This window comes from Gammaproteobacteria bacterium, from assembly GCA_024235095.1.
Classification (GTDB): domain Bacteria; phylum Pseudomonadota; class Gammaproteobacteria; order Competibacterales; family Competibacteraceae; genus UBA2383.
This window is the reverse complement of sequence record JACKNC010000001.1, coordinates 1,586,339-1,602,600: the sequence shown is the minus strand read 5'-3', so window position 1 is coordinate 1,602,600 and position 16,262 is coordinate 1,586,339. Positions and strand designations below refer to the sequence as shown.

Sequence of the window (16,262 nt, the reverse complement as noted above, 5' to 3'; positions counted from 1 at the left end):
AGTTAATCCTTCTCATTGTTGTAGTAACGGTAATAGTCGCCAGCTATTCTCAGGCGCACGGCTTCGCATTTTTCACGGTCCTGGGCCAATAACAGTTGGGATAAATCCAGCCAATTCACGCTTTCCCCCTTGGCCGCCAGAAAGCGGGCAACGCGCAACGTCAGGGTGTACAACACATCATCCTGGGCCGCGAGCAACCGTTCCAGCCGCGCCTCGCTATAGCGCTGTTCGGCCAGCGCCTGACCCAGTGGCCGCTTTGGGTTATGCGCTGACGTTCCCATCAAGGCCAATCCGGCGAGTGCGGCTTGCCAGGCGCTCATCTGGCGTTGCCAACCGTCGGGTAAGTGCTGGAAGCAGAACCGGTAAAACACTAGTGACGGTGATCGATCCGGGGTCAGGCGTTTCAGCGCGGCCCGTTCCCCAGTCGGAAAATTCTCACTACCGATGATCGCAGCCACTTTGCCGATCAAGCGCGCCAGAGAGAAAGGTTCAGCATTCATCGGCGGTGATGCCGTTGCGGCGTTCAGCATGAGCAAGCTCCTTCAGTTGTTGAAAGGTGTTGAATAAGCAACCGTTGAACATCCCCTTCGCGCGCACGCGCGACCGGTAATAGCGGCCGGTGCGTGCTGGAAAACGGGCTATCGCATCAGTCAGAGTTTGACGGGCATGCCGTTCCAAGGCTTGCAGCCAGAGGAGGCGAGCGGCATCCGTGTCGGTCTGATCGACACAACGCCAGAGCCATTCGAAAAATAAGGGGTGCCAGACGGTCGTAAAAGATCGGGCGGTTTGTTCGACCCAGGCGCTCACTTCGCGTTTTTCCCAATCGATTTGTTCCGGTCCCGCTTCCAGCCACGCATACAAAGCAGGCTTGAGCACCTTGTTCTGCATGGTCGCGGCATCTTTTAGACCCAAACCACTCAGTTCCGCCAAGCGCTCGCGCGCCGCTCCCCTGCCGAACAGACGCGCAGTGGCTTGCGCTGGAATGCGCACGGTGGCTTCATGAAAGCCATCTGTCTTGCCCATACCGCCCGGTGCCAGCACGGCCGCTTGTAACCAACACGCTTGAGTTTGACGATCGGGATCGGGTTGCTGCATCACCGCCGCCATGAATCCCTCTTCTTCAAAAATGAGATTGCGCAGGCGTTGGGGTGAAAAGAACGGTGCCATCACCGTCCAGGCTTTTTTCTCCTTGCCATCATCGACCAGTGGGGTCCACGGATCACCGACAATACCTTTTTGCTCTTTGGCCACCAGACGCATACCCGCCGTACCTGCTCCCAATGCCTGAATCCGTCCATGGTCGATGATCAATCGCACCGCCCGGGCCACTTCAATGAAAAAGGGATCGAGTTCGTTGAGCGGCAATGCCGTTTGCAAATCCCAAGCAGACAACCAGAGCAACACCTGCCCGTTCGGACGATAGGGCCAGGGTTCCACTAACAATTCAGCACGATAGTTCAGGAGCTTGCGGGTCTCTCGTCGCCAGCGTTCACCAAAGGTTTCGTCATAGCGCAATCCAACACAGACGCGACTCCCGGTACCGCTATTCATCCGGGCAATCCCATAATTCCCGCGCCCCATCAACCCAGTCATCGTCTGCAAACTGATCAGGGCGTACACCCAACACTCTGGATAATCCTCATGAACTCGTTGGCTTTTTACATCATGGTTCTTAGCCGTTTGCAGCACATCCAGGGAATCCGGCGTATCCGCCTTGGGTTTGAAGGCCGCCCAGTCCGTTTTATTGGCTAAGGGTGCCTGCATAAACGCCGGCTGCATCACATCCTCCACCACCAGCGTCCAGGCGCAGTCATCGTCGCGCCCGGCCAGTTGCCGCAATCCATCGCGCCAAAAGCCTTCCGACTGCACCGGGTCGTGCAGATCGGCTCGCGCCAACACCGCCCCGGCCAGGTAACACAGGAAAATATGAAACGCATCCTCTTGATGGCGTTGCAGACCCGGCAATGACTCGACCGTATCGGCCCCCAGCGCCGCCAACAACCCCGGCAAGCTCAACGCCTGCGGACCCATCGGGGTTTGCACCCGAAACACCGGTTCAGTCAGTAAATTCATTCGCCATCCTCCCCTTGCAAACCCAGGCGGGTATAGCGATAGCGCCGTTCGCCGCACTGGAAAATCAATTCATCTGGATGTTCATTCAGTACCGTAGCCGTTTCTTCGGGCGTGGCCGGTGCCAGATACCCCGGAATCACGATTTCTATCAAGCGTTGCCCAAACGGACTGGTTACCGCCCGCTCCAAGCGCACCCGCCAGTCCTTCAGTCCCAACCGGGTTTGCAGATGGGCGTTCAGCGGGTTGAAGGTAAACTGACCAAACGGTTTCGGTTGAATCCCGACCAGCGTCGCTTGCAGCGCCAGCGCCAACGCTTCACCTTCCACCTTCTGGCCGTGGCGTTGCCACACCGGGTTGTCAAGCATCGCCAGCGCCTCGGGATGCATGGCCCCTTCCACCAAGCGGCGGTTATCGCGGGGAATCGCCCAAGTGGGTGCACTCTGCATTAAATCCAGCGTCAAGCGCACCACCCGCAAATCTGCATAGACGTTGCCCAACCCCGCCACTCCGCGCACCTGACCATCCGGGCGCAACAGGCTCTCCAAGGTCGCATCTTCGGGAATCAGCACCACACAGCGCGCCGTCTCAAACCCGGCAGGCCGTACCCGGTTATGTCGATGCAAGCGTCCAATGCGCTGCAACAACACATCCATCGGACACAGGTCCGTAATCAATAAGTCGGCGTCCAGATCGAGGCTTTGCTCCAAGGTCTGGGTTCCGATCAAGACCACTGGCCCTGGCGCAGAACCTTGTCCAAAGCGGGCGCTGACCGCGGCATCCAACACCGTCCGGTCCACCGCCGCGAAACGGCCATGATGCGGGGCAATCGCTCTCTGACACTGGAAAAGGATTTCAGGAGACAAAGCGGTCTCGCTGGCCGCCTGCAAAGCCATCACGCGCGCCACGGTATTGAGCACCACCAACACCCGCGCTCCCGTCGCCACCGCCGTCTGAATCCGCAACAACAGCGTCACCGGGTCGGCCAACGCTGATACGCATTCGATCTGCACCGTCTTATCGGTTGTAGCCACCGGAATCGCCTGTGGCGGTTGCCCAGCGACCGTCAACGCCGGATAGGGCATTTCCTGGGCCGTTACCCAATCCGGAGGTGGGGCGGGTATCGCGCTTGCCCGGACGAAACCGGCGCAGGCCGTAGCGCCCAAGGTGGCCGACAACAGTAAGGCGTGTCCGCCGATACTCAGATGATGGGCGAGCAACTGGGTCAGGAGTTGCCGCATATACGGATCGCTGGCGTGAACTTCATCCACGACCAGTAGCTGTCGATCCAGACACACCGAGCGTAAATGGGCATGGGGAACTTGCAGTACACTCAACAGCGCCTGATCGAGAGTACCCACCGCCACGGTCGCCGCTAAGAAGCGTTTCGGGCGTTCTGCCGCCCAGGCCCGTTCCTGTTGAGCGTGTGTTGCATCATCCTCCCAGCGGGTTTCCGGGCCGGGCAACAGAGTTTTCGCGTCGACTCCATCCACTTGCGCATAACCCGGCACAGCTAACAGCACTGGCGGGCGAACGCTCGGGTCAGGAAAGGCGGTTTTCACCATGCGCAGCACCCGGCCATAGAGTTCGCGCGCCGCCACCCGCGTCGGCAGGGCGAAATACAGACCATCGACTTCCCCTGCCGCAAACAACGTCAGAAAACGCGCCAGGGCGGCCTCGGTTTTCCCAGAACCGGTTTCTGCTTCCAGAATCAACAAGCGGTCATCGCCAATCACCGGCCAGGTCGCCAAGATCTCTTGCAAGGGGCGAGGCTTGAAACCAAATACGGTGGCAAACGCAGGAACTTGACCACCCAGTGCGGTTCGATATGGTCGCGCATCCAATCCCACCGCCTGCAACGCTCGATCAGCCGCACCCGGCGCGAAGGTCAAACGGTCACCTGGGGCCTGAGCAAAAGGAAAGAAGCCCTCATGCGAACCGAGCCAATCAGCCAGCATGACTAGTCCAGCAAAACGATGTTGTAGCGCCGGGGGGGCGGACAAGGGCATTCCACGGGTGACGAATGCGCTAGGAAAGGCTTGTTGCGCCATCGTCCACAACGCGGCAATTCCCTGGAAGGGATCTCGTCCGTTTTTCGGTCGCCACCATTGCGTTTTAGCGGCATGATAGGGGCCGGTGCGATCACTGGAGTCAAAGCGAAGCGGCGTTCCATGATGCGACAGCGCGGCGATCAATAACGCCTCACCCTCATCAGGGTCCGCAAACCAGGAAATCAAGGTATTGACACCCATTGCCGCCGCCAACTGTTCCGAGAGATCGGCCTCAAAGAACAGCGGGGCCACTTCGCGGATATGACCTACTCGGGGCGCATCCGGGCGCAGGATTTTTTCCTGAAAGCCCCGATTCGATTTGCCCAGATCATGCAACATAGCGAACACCGCCAAGCGATCTAAATCAGATTTCGTCAGTGGCCGTCCGGCAGCCGCTTCCAGACGTCGCCGGATGATCGGCAAGGCGATCAAGGCTCGAAAGGTCATCGCTACATCGAGACAATGTTCTGGCAAGGGATGCCAAGCGAGCAGGACACCGCTTCTGGGGTCAAGACGCGCCTTGCCCCAACAGTCAGTCGGTTGAATGATCATAAATGTATTATAAAAATTACACACCTTGGTGTATGACGCACCAAGGGGAAGAGGAAGAAGGCCCGCATCGTATAGCATCCAGCGGACCAATCTGAGCAAGGAGGATGCGTCACACTAAGCGACGGTTACCAACTACTTATTTGGTGGAAGGAAATTAATATGAGGTGACGTTCTTACAAACGCGAACGTCAGTTGTGGAAAACGTGAACGCGGGCCGTGGAAAACCGACGAATGTTTCAAAATGAAACAACCAAAACGCTGAGTATTTCAAATTGAAACAGAGCATCCGGCTTCGATCACCCAACGATTGCATCCCCGGTGTATCGGGCCTATGCTGGAACCTGCAACTCCGCCTGCCCTGCTTCCTGGTCTATGCCTATTCACTGAGGACCTATCGGATGGATTTATTGTCTTTCGATGCCGAACCACTGTTTTTCGACACCCCGCCCGCGGACGAGGTCGTTCAACTCCTCCAGCAAGCCACAGAAAATTACGGTGACGAACAAGCGGAAGCCGATCTGCAGCGCGCCTATCAGTTGGCGCCGGACCATCTCATGGTGCTAGTCGCCCTCTTTCGCTATTACGTCTATCGACAACGTTTTCTGGAAGCCCTGGCGATCAGTCAGCACGCGCGGGAGGTGATTCGACAACCCCTGGACTTGCCCCACGATTGGCGCACACTCAGCGAAGCTCATCTATCCGGCGATGAAAAGAGCCGGGTCATGATCCGCTTCTATTTACTGTGCCTGAAAGGCGAAGCTTATCTGTATGCCCGGCTCGGCGAACCGGAGCAAGCCACCATTTTACTGGAGAAGATCATCGAAATTGATACCCAGGATCGCTTGGGAGCGGCCGCGTTGCTGACCGTGGTCAACAACCAGGCGCATACGCGCCGCCCGTCGTGACGAAAGGCATTAGAGGACTCTTGGCCGGCTGCGCCCCAGGTTCTTCCTGGCCCTACTCACGACTTTTTCCCGATCAGTTCGATCGGATAACCATCCGGGTCTTCGATAAAGGCAATGATCGTCGTCCCGGCATTCATCGGCCCAGCTTCGCGCAGAATACGCCCGCCTCGTGCCTTCACGTCCGCAGCGGCCTGGTACACATCGTCGACTTCCAGGGCGATGTGCCCATACCCTGTGCCGAGTTCGTAGTGATCCACGCCCCAGTTATAGGTGAGTTCAATGACCGCCTGCGCCGACTCATCACCGTAGCCGACAAACGCCAAGGTAAACTCACCGGCAGGATAATCCTGGCGACGCAGTAATCTCATGCCCAGGATTTCGGTGTAAAAACGAAGGGAACGATCCAGATCGCCCACGCGCAACATGGTATGAAGAATTCGCATGATGACCTCGCTAAAATATGGAGAGAACCCGGTGTGCTCGACCGACCGTCCGGGATGTTGGAGAACGCGGCTATTTTGACTGAAGATCGCTCCACTCAGCCAGCTCAAGGATCGGATTCACTCAACCTCTCCAGCAAGCGTTGTCGGTACTGATCTTCCAGCAAGAGATTCATCGGTTGGCGACGATGAGCGGCCAAGCGGAGTTGCAGCAGTTCCAGACGGGCGCGGGCGCGGCTCCGCTCGCATTCGGGAAGTTGCTGCAACAGCTGTTCGGCTTCACTCAATTCCCGACGCCATTGCAATTCCGGCGGCAAAAATCCGGCATTCTTGAGCAGACGATAGGCCGCACGTAATTCTTCCGGAATGGCCGAGTCATCTTCCAAATGCAGCGGTTGACCTTCGCCGGGCAAGCCGCGCAGTTCGCCCTGATCAATCGCTTCTTGAATGCGGGTCTCGGCAATCCGGTCAATGAGATGCATCGTTACGCTGATTTCCTCCGATCCGTTCGAGCAAGACAGGAACGCGGATCGACCTTTCGCTAACGTGAATGATGACTTAAAGCGTAGCACTGATCACCACGCCACGCCTAGATCCAAACCGGCTACACTCAGTAAAGGGAAATCCCGAACGGCGCCCGCGCAATCATTGACGCGGATCGGCTTCCCACTCGCAAATCCTTAAAGGAGCCAAGAATATGACCCATAAATCAATGATGCTGGCCACTGGCCTGACCCTGCTGTTGTCCAGCGGCGCTTGGGCCGCCGATGTGAAAGAGATGGCGACCGATGCCGTCAAGGATCAGGCTGGCAAGATGGCCCAGGAGCAGGCTACAGACATGGTAAAAGATAAAACTGGAGCAATGATGCCCCAACCGGATGCTGGGGCGGCGATGAAAGTCGCGCCCAGTGGAGCCGCAGGCGCAATGGAAGGCGCGGCTGGGGCCGCGGCGATGCAAAAAGCCACGAGCGGCGATATGACGGAGATGGCCAAGGATCAGGCAATGGAGATGGGTAAAGACCAGGCGACGGAAGCCGCCAAGAAGATGGTCAAGTAATCCCTCACATCCGGCGTGGCCCTGTCGCGTCCGGATGAACAACCCAGATCAGATCCATGAAAGCACGATGGTAGTCCTGCAGATTGTAGTGAACCTTTATACAGCAGAGATCGGCAAAATTTTGTTATTCGGCTCCTTGATCGATGACCAACCAAACCCATTGTTTATCATTCTCATTTCCGACAAAAGACCAGAGTTCGTCACATTGGATCACGAGACGTCAACTTGCCGGGAGACTTCCTGATATTTTCAATTGAGGGATTTCCTAATTCCAGTCTCCCTTGTGGAATCGCCTTCTATACTCATGTGAATGGTAGCCTCCGCGATCCTTGCGGTGTGGTTCCGCATTCAATCCCATGAGAAAGACATGATCCACGGCGCTCTGTTTGATCTGGAAGGTGTGTTGTACATTGGCGACTATCCCTTGCCTGGCTCCCGCGAAGCCTTGCTGAGCTTGCAGGCCGCCGGCATTCCGATGCGCTTTATCACTAACAGTACCCGACTGACCCGCGACGCCATCGTTGACCGATTGGCGCACATGGGACTGGAAGTCGAGATCGAGCACCTGTTCACCCCGGTGGTCGCCGCCCGTGACTATTTGATCGCTCGCCAACTGACTCCACACCTGCTGGTCCACCCCGATATTGAGGATGAGTTCGCCGATCTGCTGGGGCCAGCGCCCGGCGCAGTGCTGCTGGGCGACGCCGGTCCCGGCTTTACTTATGAAGCGCTTAATCAATGCTTTCGGTTGTTGCTGGACGGTATGCCCCTGCTGGCGATGGGTTCCAACCGCTACTTTCGGGAAGGCAACGACCTAAGCCTGGATATTGGCCCTTTTATGGCGGCGCTGGAATACGCCGCCGAACTGGAGGCAGTGGTATTGGGCAAACCATCGACCGAGTTTTTCCTGGCGGCTGTCAATAGCCTGGGCCTGCCGCCGCACGATGTGCTGATGGTGGGCGATGACGCGGAAATGGATGTTTGCGGCGCGTTGGCTGCCGGGTTGCGCGGCGCGCTGGTGCGCACCGGCAAATACCGTCATGGCGATGAACCCAAGGTCGAACCCCGAGGCGGGCGCGTGTTCGATGATCTGGACGCGGTCGTCGATTACATTCTCTAAACTCTGCGGATTCTGGGTAGAATCCGCCTGCATCGACTTTCTCACGATCTTTCCGCACTGAATCGGAGTCCTCATGCGCGTCTTGTTTCCCGACATCAAACCTTACGCCACGCAACGTCTGGCCGTAGATGATCTACACACGCTCTACGTCGAGGAATGTGGCGTTTCCAGCGGGCTACCCGTGTTGTTCCTCCACGGCGGCCCAGGCGCCGGTTGCGAGCCGATACACCGGCGCTTCTTCGATCCTCATCGCTATCGCATCGTTTTGTTCGACCAGCGTGGCAGCGGCCAGTCCAGCCCGCACGCCGAGCTACGCGACAATACGACAGGACATATGGTGGCAGATATTGAAAAGCTGCGCGAACATCTGGGCATCGACCGCTGGCTGGTGTTTGGCGGTTCCTGGGGATCAACGCTGGCGCTGGTTTATGCCGAAACCCATCCTGAACGTGTGCTCGGACTGATCCTGCGCGGCGTCTTCCTGTGCCGGGACTGGGACATTCACTGGTTCTACCAGGAAGGAGCCAGCCGCTTGTTTCCTGATCCATGGGAGCGCTTTATCGCCCCGATTCCAGCGGCAGAGCGCTATGATCTGGTTCGCGCCTATTACAGCCGGCTGACCAGCGCCAATGAATTGGAGCAAATGCGAGCCGCTAAGGCGTGGGCGACCTGGGAAGGCGCGACGTTGACCCTGGAAAGCAATCCCACAGTAGTCGAACAGTTCGGAGAAGCCCATCGCGCCCTGAGCTTGGCGCGGATCGAATGCCACTACTTCATCCATCACTGCTTCATGGAAGCGAATCAACTCCTGCGTGACGCCCACCGGTTGCGCGATATTCCTGGTTTCATTGTCCACGGTCGTTACGACGTGATTTGCCCGTTTGATAACGCCTGGGCGCTGCATCAGGTCTGGCCGGAGGCGGAATTGCGGATCGCGCCAACTGCTGGGCACGCCGCCAGCGAACCGGGGATTGTTCATGAATTGATCGACGCCACCGAGCATTTCGCAGATCGGCTGACATGATCGGGTTGCTGCAACGGGTCAGCGAGGCGCGAGTTGCGGTCGACGGGCGAGTTGTGGGCGAGATCGGCGCAGGATTGCTGGCGCTGGTCGGGGTTGAGCGCGGCGATAGTAAGGCCCAGGTTGATCGTCTTCTGGAACGGCTGCTCGGCTACCGGGTGTTCGCCGACCCCGAAGGCAAGATGAACCTGAGTTTGCGGGAGACCAGCGGCGGCCTGTTGCTGGTTCCGCAGTTCACCTTGGCCGCCGACACGCACAAAGGGATGCGCCCCAGTTTTACCCCCGCCGCGCCACCAGCAGAGGGCGAACGGTTGTTTGATTATCTGGTTGAGCAGGCCGCTCGGCAACACACCCCAGTCGCCATGGGCCAATTTGGCGCTCACATGCAGGTGAGTCTAGTGAATGACGGGCCGGTAACGTTCTGGCTGCGGGCTGCCCCGGATCGCTGAACGACAAGGTTCATGAATGGAATCAAGTATCCGCCTCAGAAGCAGGCGGTACGGATTCCTGACTGTCCCGAAAGGTCATCTCCAGCAGATGAATCCGCCGATTATCCGCACGCAGCACCTGAAAATGGAAACGATCCAGGTCAACACTCTCGCCGCCTTTAGGTAAGCGGCCTAACTCGGTCATCACCAATCCGCCAACCGTATCCGCTCGTTCATCGCTTAATTGGGCGTGAAAATACTTGTTGAAATCTTCAACCGGGGTCAGCGCCTTGACGACAAAGGCTTCGCCTTGCGGACGAATGAAAGCGCCTTCTTCCTCAATGTCATGCTCATCGTCGATCTCGCCAACGATCTCCTCCAGCACATCCTCAATGGTGACCAAACCCGCTACCCCGCCGTACTCGTCAACGACAATCGCCATGTGCAGGCGATTGCCGCGAAATTCTTTGAGCAGCGTATTGAGTCGTTTGCTTTCGGGAATGAACTTGGCGGGGCGGAGCAAGGCGTTCAGGTTAAAATCCTCACGCCGGTCGAAGGCGTGTGCGAGTAAATCCTTGACGATCAGGATGCCGATGATGTTGTCCTTGTTTTCGTCAATAACCGGCAAGCGGGAATGGCCGGATTCGACGATTTCGGCGATGAGCCGTTCCAGGCTCCAATCATTCTCCAGAATGACCATTTGCGCGCGGGGAATCATCACATCCCGCACCTGGAGTTCCGACACCTTTATGACGCCTTCCATCATGGTCAGGGCGTCGATGTCCAGCAACTCTCGTTGTTGCGCGTCGCGCAACATACCCATCAGTGCATCCCGGTCCTTGGGTTCGCCCATCAGGGCGAGGCTTAAACGTTCCAGCCACGATTTAGGGCTTGGTTCGGATCGTTCGTCGTTCATGATCGGTCTGGGGGGTCTCCATAGGGATCGGCATAGCCGAGATCGGACAGAATGCGAATTTCCAGGGACTCCATGATGTCACCTTGCGCCTCATCATGATCATAGCCCAGCAGGTGTAAAACGCCATGAATCGTCAAATGCGCCCAATGCGCTTCTGGAGATTTTTCCTGGCTGACTGCTTCACGCAACACTACCGGCGCGCAGATCACCACGTCGCCCAGCAACGCACTTTCAATCCCGAACGGCGCTTCAAAGGGGAAAGACAGCACATTGGTTAGCCCCTGCTTGTGACGGTAGGTCTCATTCAGTGCGGTAATTTCCGCTTCGTTGACCACGCGAATGGTGAGTTCCGCGTCTTTTCGATAGCCCGCGCCGGTAAGCGCCGCTTCGGCCCAGCAGCGAAAATCAATTTCAGCCGGCAATCCAGGCATTTCCAAAGCAATTTGCAGATCCAGTTCCAAAGTCATGTGGGGTTATCCTGTTCATAGCGGGCGTAGGCATTAACAATGCGCTGAACGAGTGGGTGGCGCACCACATCGCGGGCGTTGAAAAAGGTGATGCTGATGCCTTCTACCTCTTTGAGTACTTGTAGAACCTGGCGTAGTCCGGATTGAATGTGGCGCGGCAAATCGACTTGGGTCACGTCGCCGGTGACCACAGCAGTCGAGCCGAAGCCAATGCGGGTCAGGAACATTTTCATTTGTTCCACCGTCGTATTCTGCGCTTCGTCGAGAATGATGAAGGAATCATTCAAGCTTCTACCACGCATGAACGCCAGCGGCGCGACTTCGATGATATTGCGCTCAATCAGCTTCGTGACTCGCTCGAAACCCAACATTTCGTACAAAGCATCGTAGAGCGGACGCAGGTAGGGATCAATTTTCTGCGCCATGTCGCCAGGCAGAAAACCGAGCCGTTCGCCCGCTTCCACCGCCGGGCGCACGAGAACCAACCGCCGGGCAGCGTTTCTTTCCAGCGCATCCACCGCGCAGGCGACGGCAAGGTAAGTCTTGCCGGTGCCAGCGGGACCCACGCCAAAATTCAGGTCATTATGCTGAATATTCCACAGATACCGCTGCTGGTTGGGACCCCGCCCGCGAATCAACCCACGCCGGGTGCGGATCAGTACTTCATCGGTGTCCAGATCCTGAATCTCGGCCAGTGCGTCCGCACCCGCTTCTTGCAAGAATAGGTGAACCTGGGCTGGGGTCAGCGTTTCTTCGCCGGTGCTACGGTACAGGGCTTCCAACACGGCGACGGCCATGGTCACGATCGCCGGATCACCGATGACCCGGAACTCGTGACCACGATTGTTGATTTCCACACCGAGCCGACGTTCGATCTGGCGCAGATGCTCGTCCAGATGCCCGCAAAGATTGGCCAAGCGGGCGTTATCGGTAGGTTCGAGCAACAAATCCTGAAAATAGGTTGGGGTATTCAAGGGGGATAAGAGTGGCTCAGCAGGCGTATTCAGCGCTGGGCCGTTCCAGGCAGGCGACTAACCGGCCACGCAGCGAGTTAGGCAACGCTTCAGTGATGGCGACCTCGGCGAAACCGCCGATCAGGCTGGCGGGTCCGTCGAAATTGACAACCCGGTTATTTTCGGTGCGCCCCGATAATTGTTGGCGGTTCTTGCGCGAGAAGCGGTCCACCAACACCCGTTGCACCGTGCCGACCATCTGTTGGCTGATGGCGCGAGCGCCGCTTTCCAGTCGGGCCTGAAGTTGCGCCAGCCGTTCTTTTTTAACGGTCATCGGCGTGGGATCGGGCAAATTGGCGGCGGGCGTGCCGGGCCGGGGGCTGTAGATAAAGCTGAAGCTGTGATCGAAAGCCAGTTCCTCGATCAAGGCTATCGTGGCTGCAAAATCCTGGTCGGTTTCACCGGGGAAGCCGATGATGAAATCTGAGGACAAGCTGAGATTGGGACGCACGGCGCGCAGCTTATTCACTTTGGCCTGGTATTCTAGGGCGGTATGGCCGCGTTTCATCATGGACAGGATGCGATCAGAGCCGCTTTGCACCGGCAGATGCAGGTGGTTGACCAGTTGCGGAACGCGTGCGTAAACCTCGATCAATCGGTCGGAGAACTCCACCGGATGCGAGGTGGTGTAGCGGATGCGGTCGATGCCGTCGATGGCGGCGACGTGTTCAATCAGCAACGCTAGATCGGCTACATCGCCGTCGCTCATCGGCCCTCGGTAAGCGTTGACGTTTTGCCCAAGCAGGTTGACCTCGCGGACGCCTTGCTCAGCCAGCGCCACGACTTCGGCCAGCACATCATCAAAGGGCCGACTGACTTCCTCGCCTCGGGTATAGGGTACGACACAGAAGGTGCAGTACTTGCTGCAACCTTCCATGATCGATACGAAAGCGGTCGGCCCTTCGGCGCGCGGCTCTGGCAGGCGGTCGAATTTTTCGATTTCTGGGAAAGAGACATCCACCTGGGGTTGCCGGTTGGCCCAGACGGAAGCCAGCATTTCCGGCAGGCGGTGCAGAGTTTGCGGGCCGAACACGACGTCGACCTGAGGGGCGCGTTCACGCAGCGCTTCGCCTTCCTGGCTCGCTACGCAGCCGCCCACGCCGATGACGATATGCGGCCGCCGGGTTTTCAGCGCCTTCCAAGTTCCCAGCAGCGAGAAAACCTTTTCTTGGGCCTTTTCGCGGATCGAGCAGGTATTGAGCAGCAGCACATCCGCCTGATCCGGCTGATCGGTGCGTTCAAGACCGCAGACTGCGCGTAATACGTCCGCCATCCGGGCGGAATCGTATTCGTTCATCTGGCAGCCGTGGGTCTGGATATAGAGTTTGCGAGTCATGGCAGGAATTAAACGATAAAAACGCGAAAAACTATAGCATCGCTTTGCTGGAGGCGCTAGGCGGGATGATATCGTCTCTCAAGTCGGATTTTCCCCTAGTGGGCTGACACAGAAGTTTTGACAGGTAGCGGTGGGTGCCCTATGGTTGAGATCAACAGGAGGAATCACCATGGCCCACAAGTATCTGGTTGATCTAACTGAAGAGGAGCGGGAAGACCTGCTGAAGGTCATTCATAAAGGCAAGGCAGCGGCGCGCAAGGTTGCCCGTGCCCATGTGTTGCTGCAGGCTGCGGAAGGGGCGACGGATGAGGCCATTGCCCAAAGCCTTCACTTGGGGATTTCGACCGTTCATCGTACCCGTCAACGGTTTGTCGACGAAGGGTTGCTGGCGGCGTTAAGCGAGCGGCCACGAGTCGGTTTGCCCCCGGCCTTGACCGGCAAACAGGCCGCCTTTCTGGTCGCCTTGGCCTGTAGTACCCCGCCCGCTGGCCGTTGTCAGTGGACTCTCCAATTGTTAGCGGACCGCTTCATGGAACTCCGGCCCATCGAAGCCATTTCCCGTGAGAGTGTGCGGCGCATCCTTAAAAAAACGACCTCAAACCCTGGCAACGTCAAGAATGGTGTATTCCCAGTGTCAGTCCCGATTATGTTTGGCATATGGAGGATGTGTTGGACCTGTACGCCGAACCCGATGATCCTCAATACCCCCAAGTGTGCTTCGATGAAAGTCCGGTGCAATTGACCAGCGAAACCCGCTGTCCTCAACCCGCCCGCCCGGGTCAACCGGCGCGCTATGACTGTGAATACAAACGCGAAGGCACCGCCAATTTATTTCTATTCGTACAACCCTTGCGCGGGTGGCGTCATGTTAATGTCACGAAACAGCGCACCAAACGCGATTTTGCCCAGCAAATGCAGCAACTCGTTGATGTGTACTTTCCGAAGGCGGAGCGAATCCGGTTGGTCGTGGATAACCTCAATACCCACACTCCTGCGGCCTTGTATAGTGTCTTTTCTCCAGAGGAAGCCCGCCGGATCACCCGCAAGCTCGAATTTCATTACACCCCCAAGCATGGCAGTTGGCTCAATATGGCGGAATGTGAGTTCGCTGTTCTCGCCGGCCAGTGTTTGAATCGCCGCATTGCGAACCTCGAAACTTTGCGGAAGGAAATCGCCGCTTGGCAAGGCCCACGCAACCTACGTCAGACCAAAATCCACTGGCAGTTCGGCACCGACTTGGCCCGGGTCAAACTCAAGCGCCTCTATCCTCCCTTGAAATCTTCTGAAACCCCGGTGGACCTAGAAACCTCTGAACCTGTCAAAACTTCTGTGTCAGCCCACTAGCAGAATCAGCGAAAGCCCTGATCGCCACTGGGCTAGGCGGCAATTGGCGAGGCCGTAAACACCCAAAATATGAGGCCCCTTGCGCAGAGCATCCCGAAACCTCACAAAATCTCTCCGATCCCGAGATTCACGCGAATCATGCCGAGGCGTTTAATGCCTCACTTCGGCGACGTAATTCCGCTTATCGACGGAAAACCAATACCTATGCTAAAAAGAAGACCGGTTTACAAAGAACTTTAGATCTATTTTAGATCGTTCATCATTTTATTCGTACACACTTCACGACTCAGCAAGTACCCGCCGTGGCTTTGGGCATCCTGAAGAAGGCGCTTTCATGAGAACAGATCTTTCGAATTCAAAGCCTACCTATTTTTGGCTTTTAATTATAAAAATAAGAGGTTAAATTACAACTGGACTGAACCAGTACCCAATTCCTCGTTTTGGAGTTCCAGTTCGATTTGATGTACTGAGAGATCATGAAGCAAGCGCGCAATTTCGCCCGGGGAGAAATCAATCTGCTCCTCGCGCGACCGCTTGAGCAACGCCTCGGCCCGTTCGCGCAGATTAAGATCAAAGTTATTAATTTAAAAATATATTATTTCTATCGCAATTCATTACAGCCTGTTCTATGCATCGGCGTCATCAGCAAATATGAACCATTAACGATGTTGGCTTAAATGCCGCTCCACCTCGCCAAACAGCCGCGCCAGTCCAAAACATAATAGGAAATAGAGAGCCGCCACCGTCAGCCACACCTCGAATACTCGTCCGGAAGACACCGCTAGTTCGGTTCCTGCAAAGGTCAGCTCCTGAATAGAAATCAATGAAATTAATGATGAATCTTTAACCAGTGAGATGAATTGGCCGGCGAGTGGCGGAACCATTTTAGTTAGCGCCTGGGGCAACACAATTTTGCTCATCGTCTGACCGGAATGCATCCCCAGCGCCCTGGCCGCCTCCCATTGGCCTTTGGGCACCGCTTCAATGCCGGCGCGGATGATTTCCGCCACGTAAGCGCCTTCGAACAGCGCCAGGCAGATCAATCCGGACAGAAAATTGGGTAGCAAGGCTGGCGGACCGAAGAGGATCGCCAGCACGTTCAGCGTTTCTGAATCCGCGTTGCTGATCCGTCCTTCTATATCCAGCAACGGCATCAGCTGACCACTGATGAAAAAGTAGAAGATGAAGATGAACACCAAAGGCGGGATGTTACGGATCAGTCCAACATAAGTCAGGCTGAGCAGCCGTAAAAACAGGCTGTTGGCTACGCGACAGACTCCTATCACCCCGCCGATCAGCGCCGCTAGTAGTCCACCCCAGATCGCGAGTCGCACGGTCGCCAGAAAACCCTGTCCGAGCAGATTAAGCGCCAAGCGCCCGGAATCGGGGTCATGGCGCGCGAAATAACCGGGAATGAGCTGCCAATTCCAATTGTAGTGGAAATGGAATTGCGCTCGATAGGAAATGTAGCCGATCAGTCCGAAAACGACCGCCAGAATGAGGGCGTCCAGTCGACCAAAACGCAACTTGCGCGGCGGCATT

Annotated in this window: 15 protein-coding genes and 1 pseudogene; 6 read left to right on the top strand and 10 right to left on the bottom strand. The window is 56.8% G+C overall.

Features of this window, described 5'->3' with window-relative positions; translation table 11 throughout:
* Positions 1-2: 2 nt before the first annotated feature.
* Genes casB through cas3 form a run of 3 tightly spaced genes read right to left on the bottom strand, consistent with a single transcriptional unit; the run spans position 3 to position 4,673 of the window.
* Positions 3-530, bottom strand: a complete 528-nt coding sequence (casB, locus tag H6973_07110) for a type I-E CRISPR-associated protein Cse2/CasB (GenBank protein MCP5125397.1) — start codon at positions 528-530, stop codon at positions 3-5.
* Positions 490-2,073, bottom strand: coding sequence for a type I-E CRISPR-associated protein Cse1/CasA (gene casA, locus H6973_07105; protein MCP5125396.1), 1,584 nt, complete (start codon positions 2,071-2,073; stop codon positions 490-492). The genes casB and casA overlap by 41 nt, the downstream gene beginning before the upstream one ends.
* Positions 2,070-4,673: a CRISPR-associated helicase Cas3' gene (gene cas3 / locus H6973_07100; GenBank protein MCP5125395.1), complete on the bottom strand. Its 2,604-nt coding sequence runs from the start codon at positions 4,671-4,673 to the stop codon at positions 2,070-2,072. Before cas3 ends, casA begins: the two co-directional genes overlap by 4 nt.
* A 272-nt stretch (positions 4,674-4,945) precedes the next feature.
* On the opposite strand from cas3, the gene H6973_07095 reads away from it, so the two are divergent.
* On the top strand, positions 4,946-5,578 hold the full coding sequence (locus H6973_07095; protein ID MCP5125394.1) for a hypothetical protein: 633 nt from the start codon (positions 4,946-4,948) through the stop codon (positions 5,576-5,578).
* A gap of 56 nt (positions 5,579-5,634) precedes the next feature.
* Here the strand turns inward: H6973_07095 and gloA are convergent, their stop codons facing one another.
* Both gloA and H6973_07085 read right to left on the bottom strand, forming a co-directional pair.
* Positions 5,635-6,021: a lactoylglutathione lyase gene (gene gloA, locus H6973_07090; protein MCP5125393.1), complete on the bottom strand. Its 387-nt coding sequence runs from the start codon at positions 6,019-6,021 to the stop codon at positions 5,635-5,637.
* A gap of 104 nt (positions 6,022-6,125) precedes the next feature.
* Positions 6,126-6,500 (bottom strand): DUF1992 domain-containing protein, encoded by a 375-nt coding sequence (locus tag H6973_07085; GenBank protein ID MCP5125392.1) that lies wholly within the window; start codon positions 6,498-6,500, stop codon positions 6,126-6,128.
* A gap of 215 nt (positions 6,501-6,715) precedes the next feature.
* Between H6973_07085 and H6973_07080 the strand changes: the two genes are divergently transcribed.
* The 4 genes from H6973_07080 to H6973_07065 all read left to right on the top strand — a co-directional run bounded on the left by H6973_07080 (position 6,716) and on the right by H6973_07065 (position 9,665).
* Positions 6,716-7,075 carry a hypothetical protein gene (locus tag H6973_07080; protein ID MCP5125391.1) on the top strand — a complete coding sequence of 120 codons (360 nt, stop codon included), beginning with the start codon at positions 6,716-6,718 and terminating at the stop codon, positions 7,073-7,075.
* 367 nt (positions 7,076-7,442) lie between these two features.
* Positions 7,443-8,195, top strand: coding sequence for a TIGR01458 family HAD-type hydrolase (locus tag H6973_07075; protein ID MCP5125390.1), 753 nt, complete (start codon positions 7,443-7,445; stop codon positions 8,193-8,195).
* A 73-nt stretch (positions 8,196-8,268) separates the two neighbouring features.
* Complete coding sequence (gene pip, locus H6973_07070) at positions 8,269-9,219, top strand: prolyl aminopeptidase (GenBank protein MCP5125389.1); 951 nt, start codon at positions 8,269-8,271, stop codon at positions 9,217-9,219.
* Positions 9,216-9,665, top strand: coding sequence for a D-tyrosyl-tRNA(Tyr) deacylase (locus H6973_07065; protein MCP5125388.1), 450 nt, complete (start codon positions 9,216-9,218; stop codon positions 9,663-9,665). The genes pip and H6973_07065 overlap by 4 nt, the downstream gene beginning before the upstream one ends.
* A 22-nt stretch (positions 9,666-9,687) precedes the next feature.
* Here the strand turns inward: H6973_07065 and H6973_07060 are convergent, their stop codons facing one another.
* From H6973_07060 to miaB, 4 genes are read right to left on the bottom strand one after another with little or no spacing between them, the layout of a single operon-like run.
* The gene (locus H6973_07060) at positions 9,688-10,560 is read right to left on the bottom strand and encodes a CBS domain-containing protein (GenBank protein MCP5125387.1); all 873 of its coding nucleotides are present in this window, start codon (positions 10,558-10,560) and stop codon (positions 9,688-9,690) included.
* Entirely contained in the window at positions 10,557-11,027 is a 471-nt protein-coding gene (ybeY, locus tag H6973_07055; GenBank protein ID MCP5125386.1) for an rRNA maturation RNase YbeY, read from the bottom strand. Before ybeY ends, H6973_07060 begins: the two co-directional genes overlap by 4 nt.
* Positions 11,024-12,001 (bottom strand): PhoH family protein, encoded by a 978-nt coding sequence (locus H6973_07050; GenBank protein MCP5125385.1) that lies wholly within the window; start codon positions 11,999-12,001, stop codon positions 11,024-11,026. Before H6973_07050 ends, ybeY begins: the two co-directional genes overlap by 4 nt.
* 16 nt (positions 12,002-12,017) lie before the next feature.
* Positions 12,018-13,376 (bottom strand): tRNA (N6-isopentenyl adenosine(37)-C2)-methylthiotransferase MiaB, encoded by a 1,359-nt coding sequence (gene miaB, locus H6973_07045; GenBank protein MCP5125384.1) that lies wholly within the window; start codon positions 13,374-13,376, stop codon positions 12,018-12,020.
* A 169-nt stretch (positions 13,377-13,545) separates the two neighbouring features.
* Here miaB and H6973_07040 point away from each other — a divergent pair.
* Positions 13,546-14,720, top strand: a pseudogene (locus H6973_07040) (IS630 family transposase).
* A gap of 659 nt (positions 14,721-15,379) precedes the next feature.
* On the opposite strand, the gene H6973_07035 reads toward H6973_07040, so the two are convergent.
* Positions 15,380-16,261, bottom strand: a complete 882-nt coding sequence (locus tag H6973_07035) for an amino acid ABC transporter permease (GenBank protein ID MCP5125383.1) — start codon at positions 16,259-16,261, stop codon at positions 15,380-15,382.
* Between the last annotated feature and the right edge of the window lies 1 nt (position 16,262).

What these genes read in the sequence shown, in the direction of transcription:
- H6973_07080 (MCP5125391.1), top strand. Translation starts at nt 6,716, where the DNA reads ATGACCCATAAATCAATGATGCTGGCCACTGGCCTGACCCTGCTGTTG.
- pip (MCP5125389.1), top strand. Translation starts at nt 8,269, where the DNA reads ATGCGCGTCTTGTTTCCCGACATCAAACCTTACGCCACGCAACGTCTG.
- H6973_07035 (MCP5125383.1), bottom strand. Translation starts at nt 16,261, where the DNA reads ATGCCGCCGCGCAAGTTGCGTTTTGGTCGACTGGACGCCCTCATTCTG.
- miaB (MCP5125384.1), bottom strand. Translation starts at nt 13,376, where the DNA reads ATGACTCGCAAACTCTATATCCAGACCCACGGCTGCCAGATGAACGAA.
- casB (MCP5125397.1), bottom strand. Translation starts at nt 530, where the DNA reads ATGCTGAACGCCGCAACGGCATCACCGCCGATGAATGCTGAACCTTTC.
- casA (MCP5125396.1), bottom strand. Translation starts at nt 2,073, where the DNA reads ATGAATTTACTGACTGAACCGGTGTTTCGGGTGCAAACCCCGATGGGT.
- gloA (MCP5125393.1), bottom strand. Translation starts at nt 6,021, where the DNA reads ATGCGAATTCTTCATACCATGTTGCGCGTGGGCGATCTGGATCGTTCC.
- H6973_07060 (MCP5125387.1), bottom strand. Translation starts at nt 10,560, where the DNA reads ATGAACGACGAACGATCCGAACCAAGCCCTAAATCGTGGCTGGAACGT.
- cas3 (MCP5125395.1), bottom strand. Translation starts at nt 4,673, where the DNA reads ATGATCATTCAACCGACTGACTGTTGGGGCAAGGCGCGTCTTGACCCC.
- H6973_07075 (MCP5125390.1), top strand. Translation starts at nt 7,443, where the DNA reads ATGATCCACGGCGCTCTGTTTGATCTGGAAGGTGTGTTGTACATTGGC.
- H6973_07085 (MCP5125392.1), bottom strand. Translation starts at nt 6,500, where the DNA reads ATGCATCTCATTGACCGGATTGCCGAGACCCGCATTCAAGAAGCGATT.
- H6973_07065 (MCP5125388.1), top strand. Translation starts at nt 9,216, where the DNA reads ATGATCGGGTTGCTGCAACGGGTCAGCGAGGCGCGAGTTGCGGTCGAC.
- ybeY (MCP5125386.1), bottom strand. Translation starts at nt 11,027, where the DNA reads ATGACTTTGGAACTGGATCTGCAAATTGCTTTGGAAATGCCTGGATTG.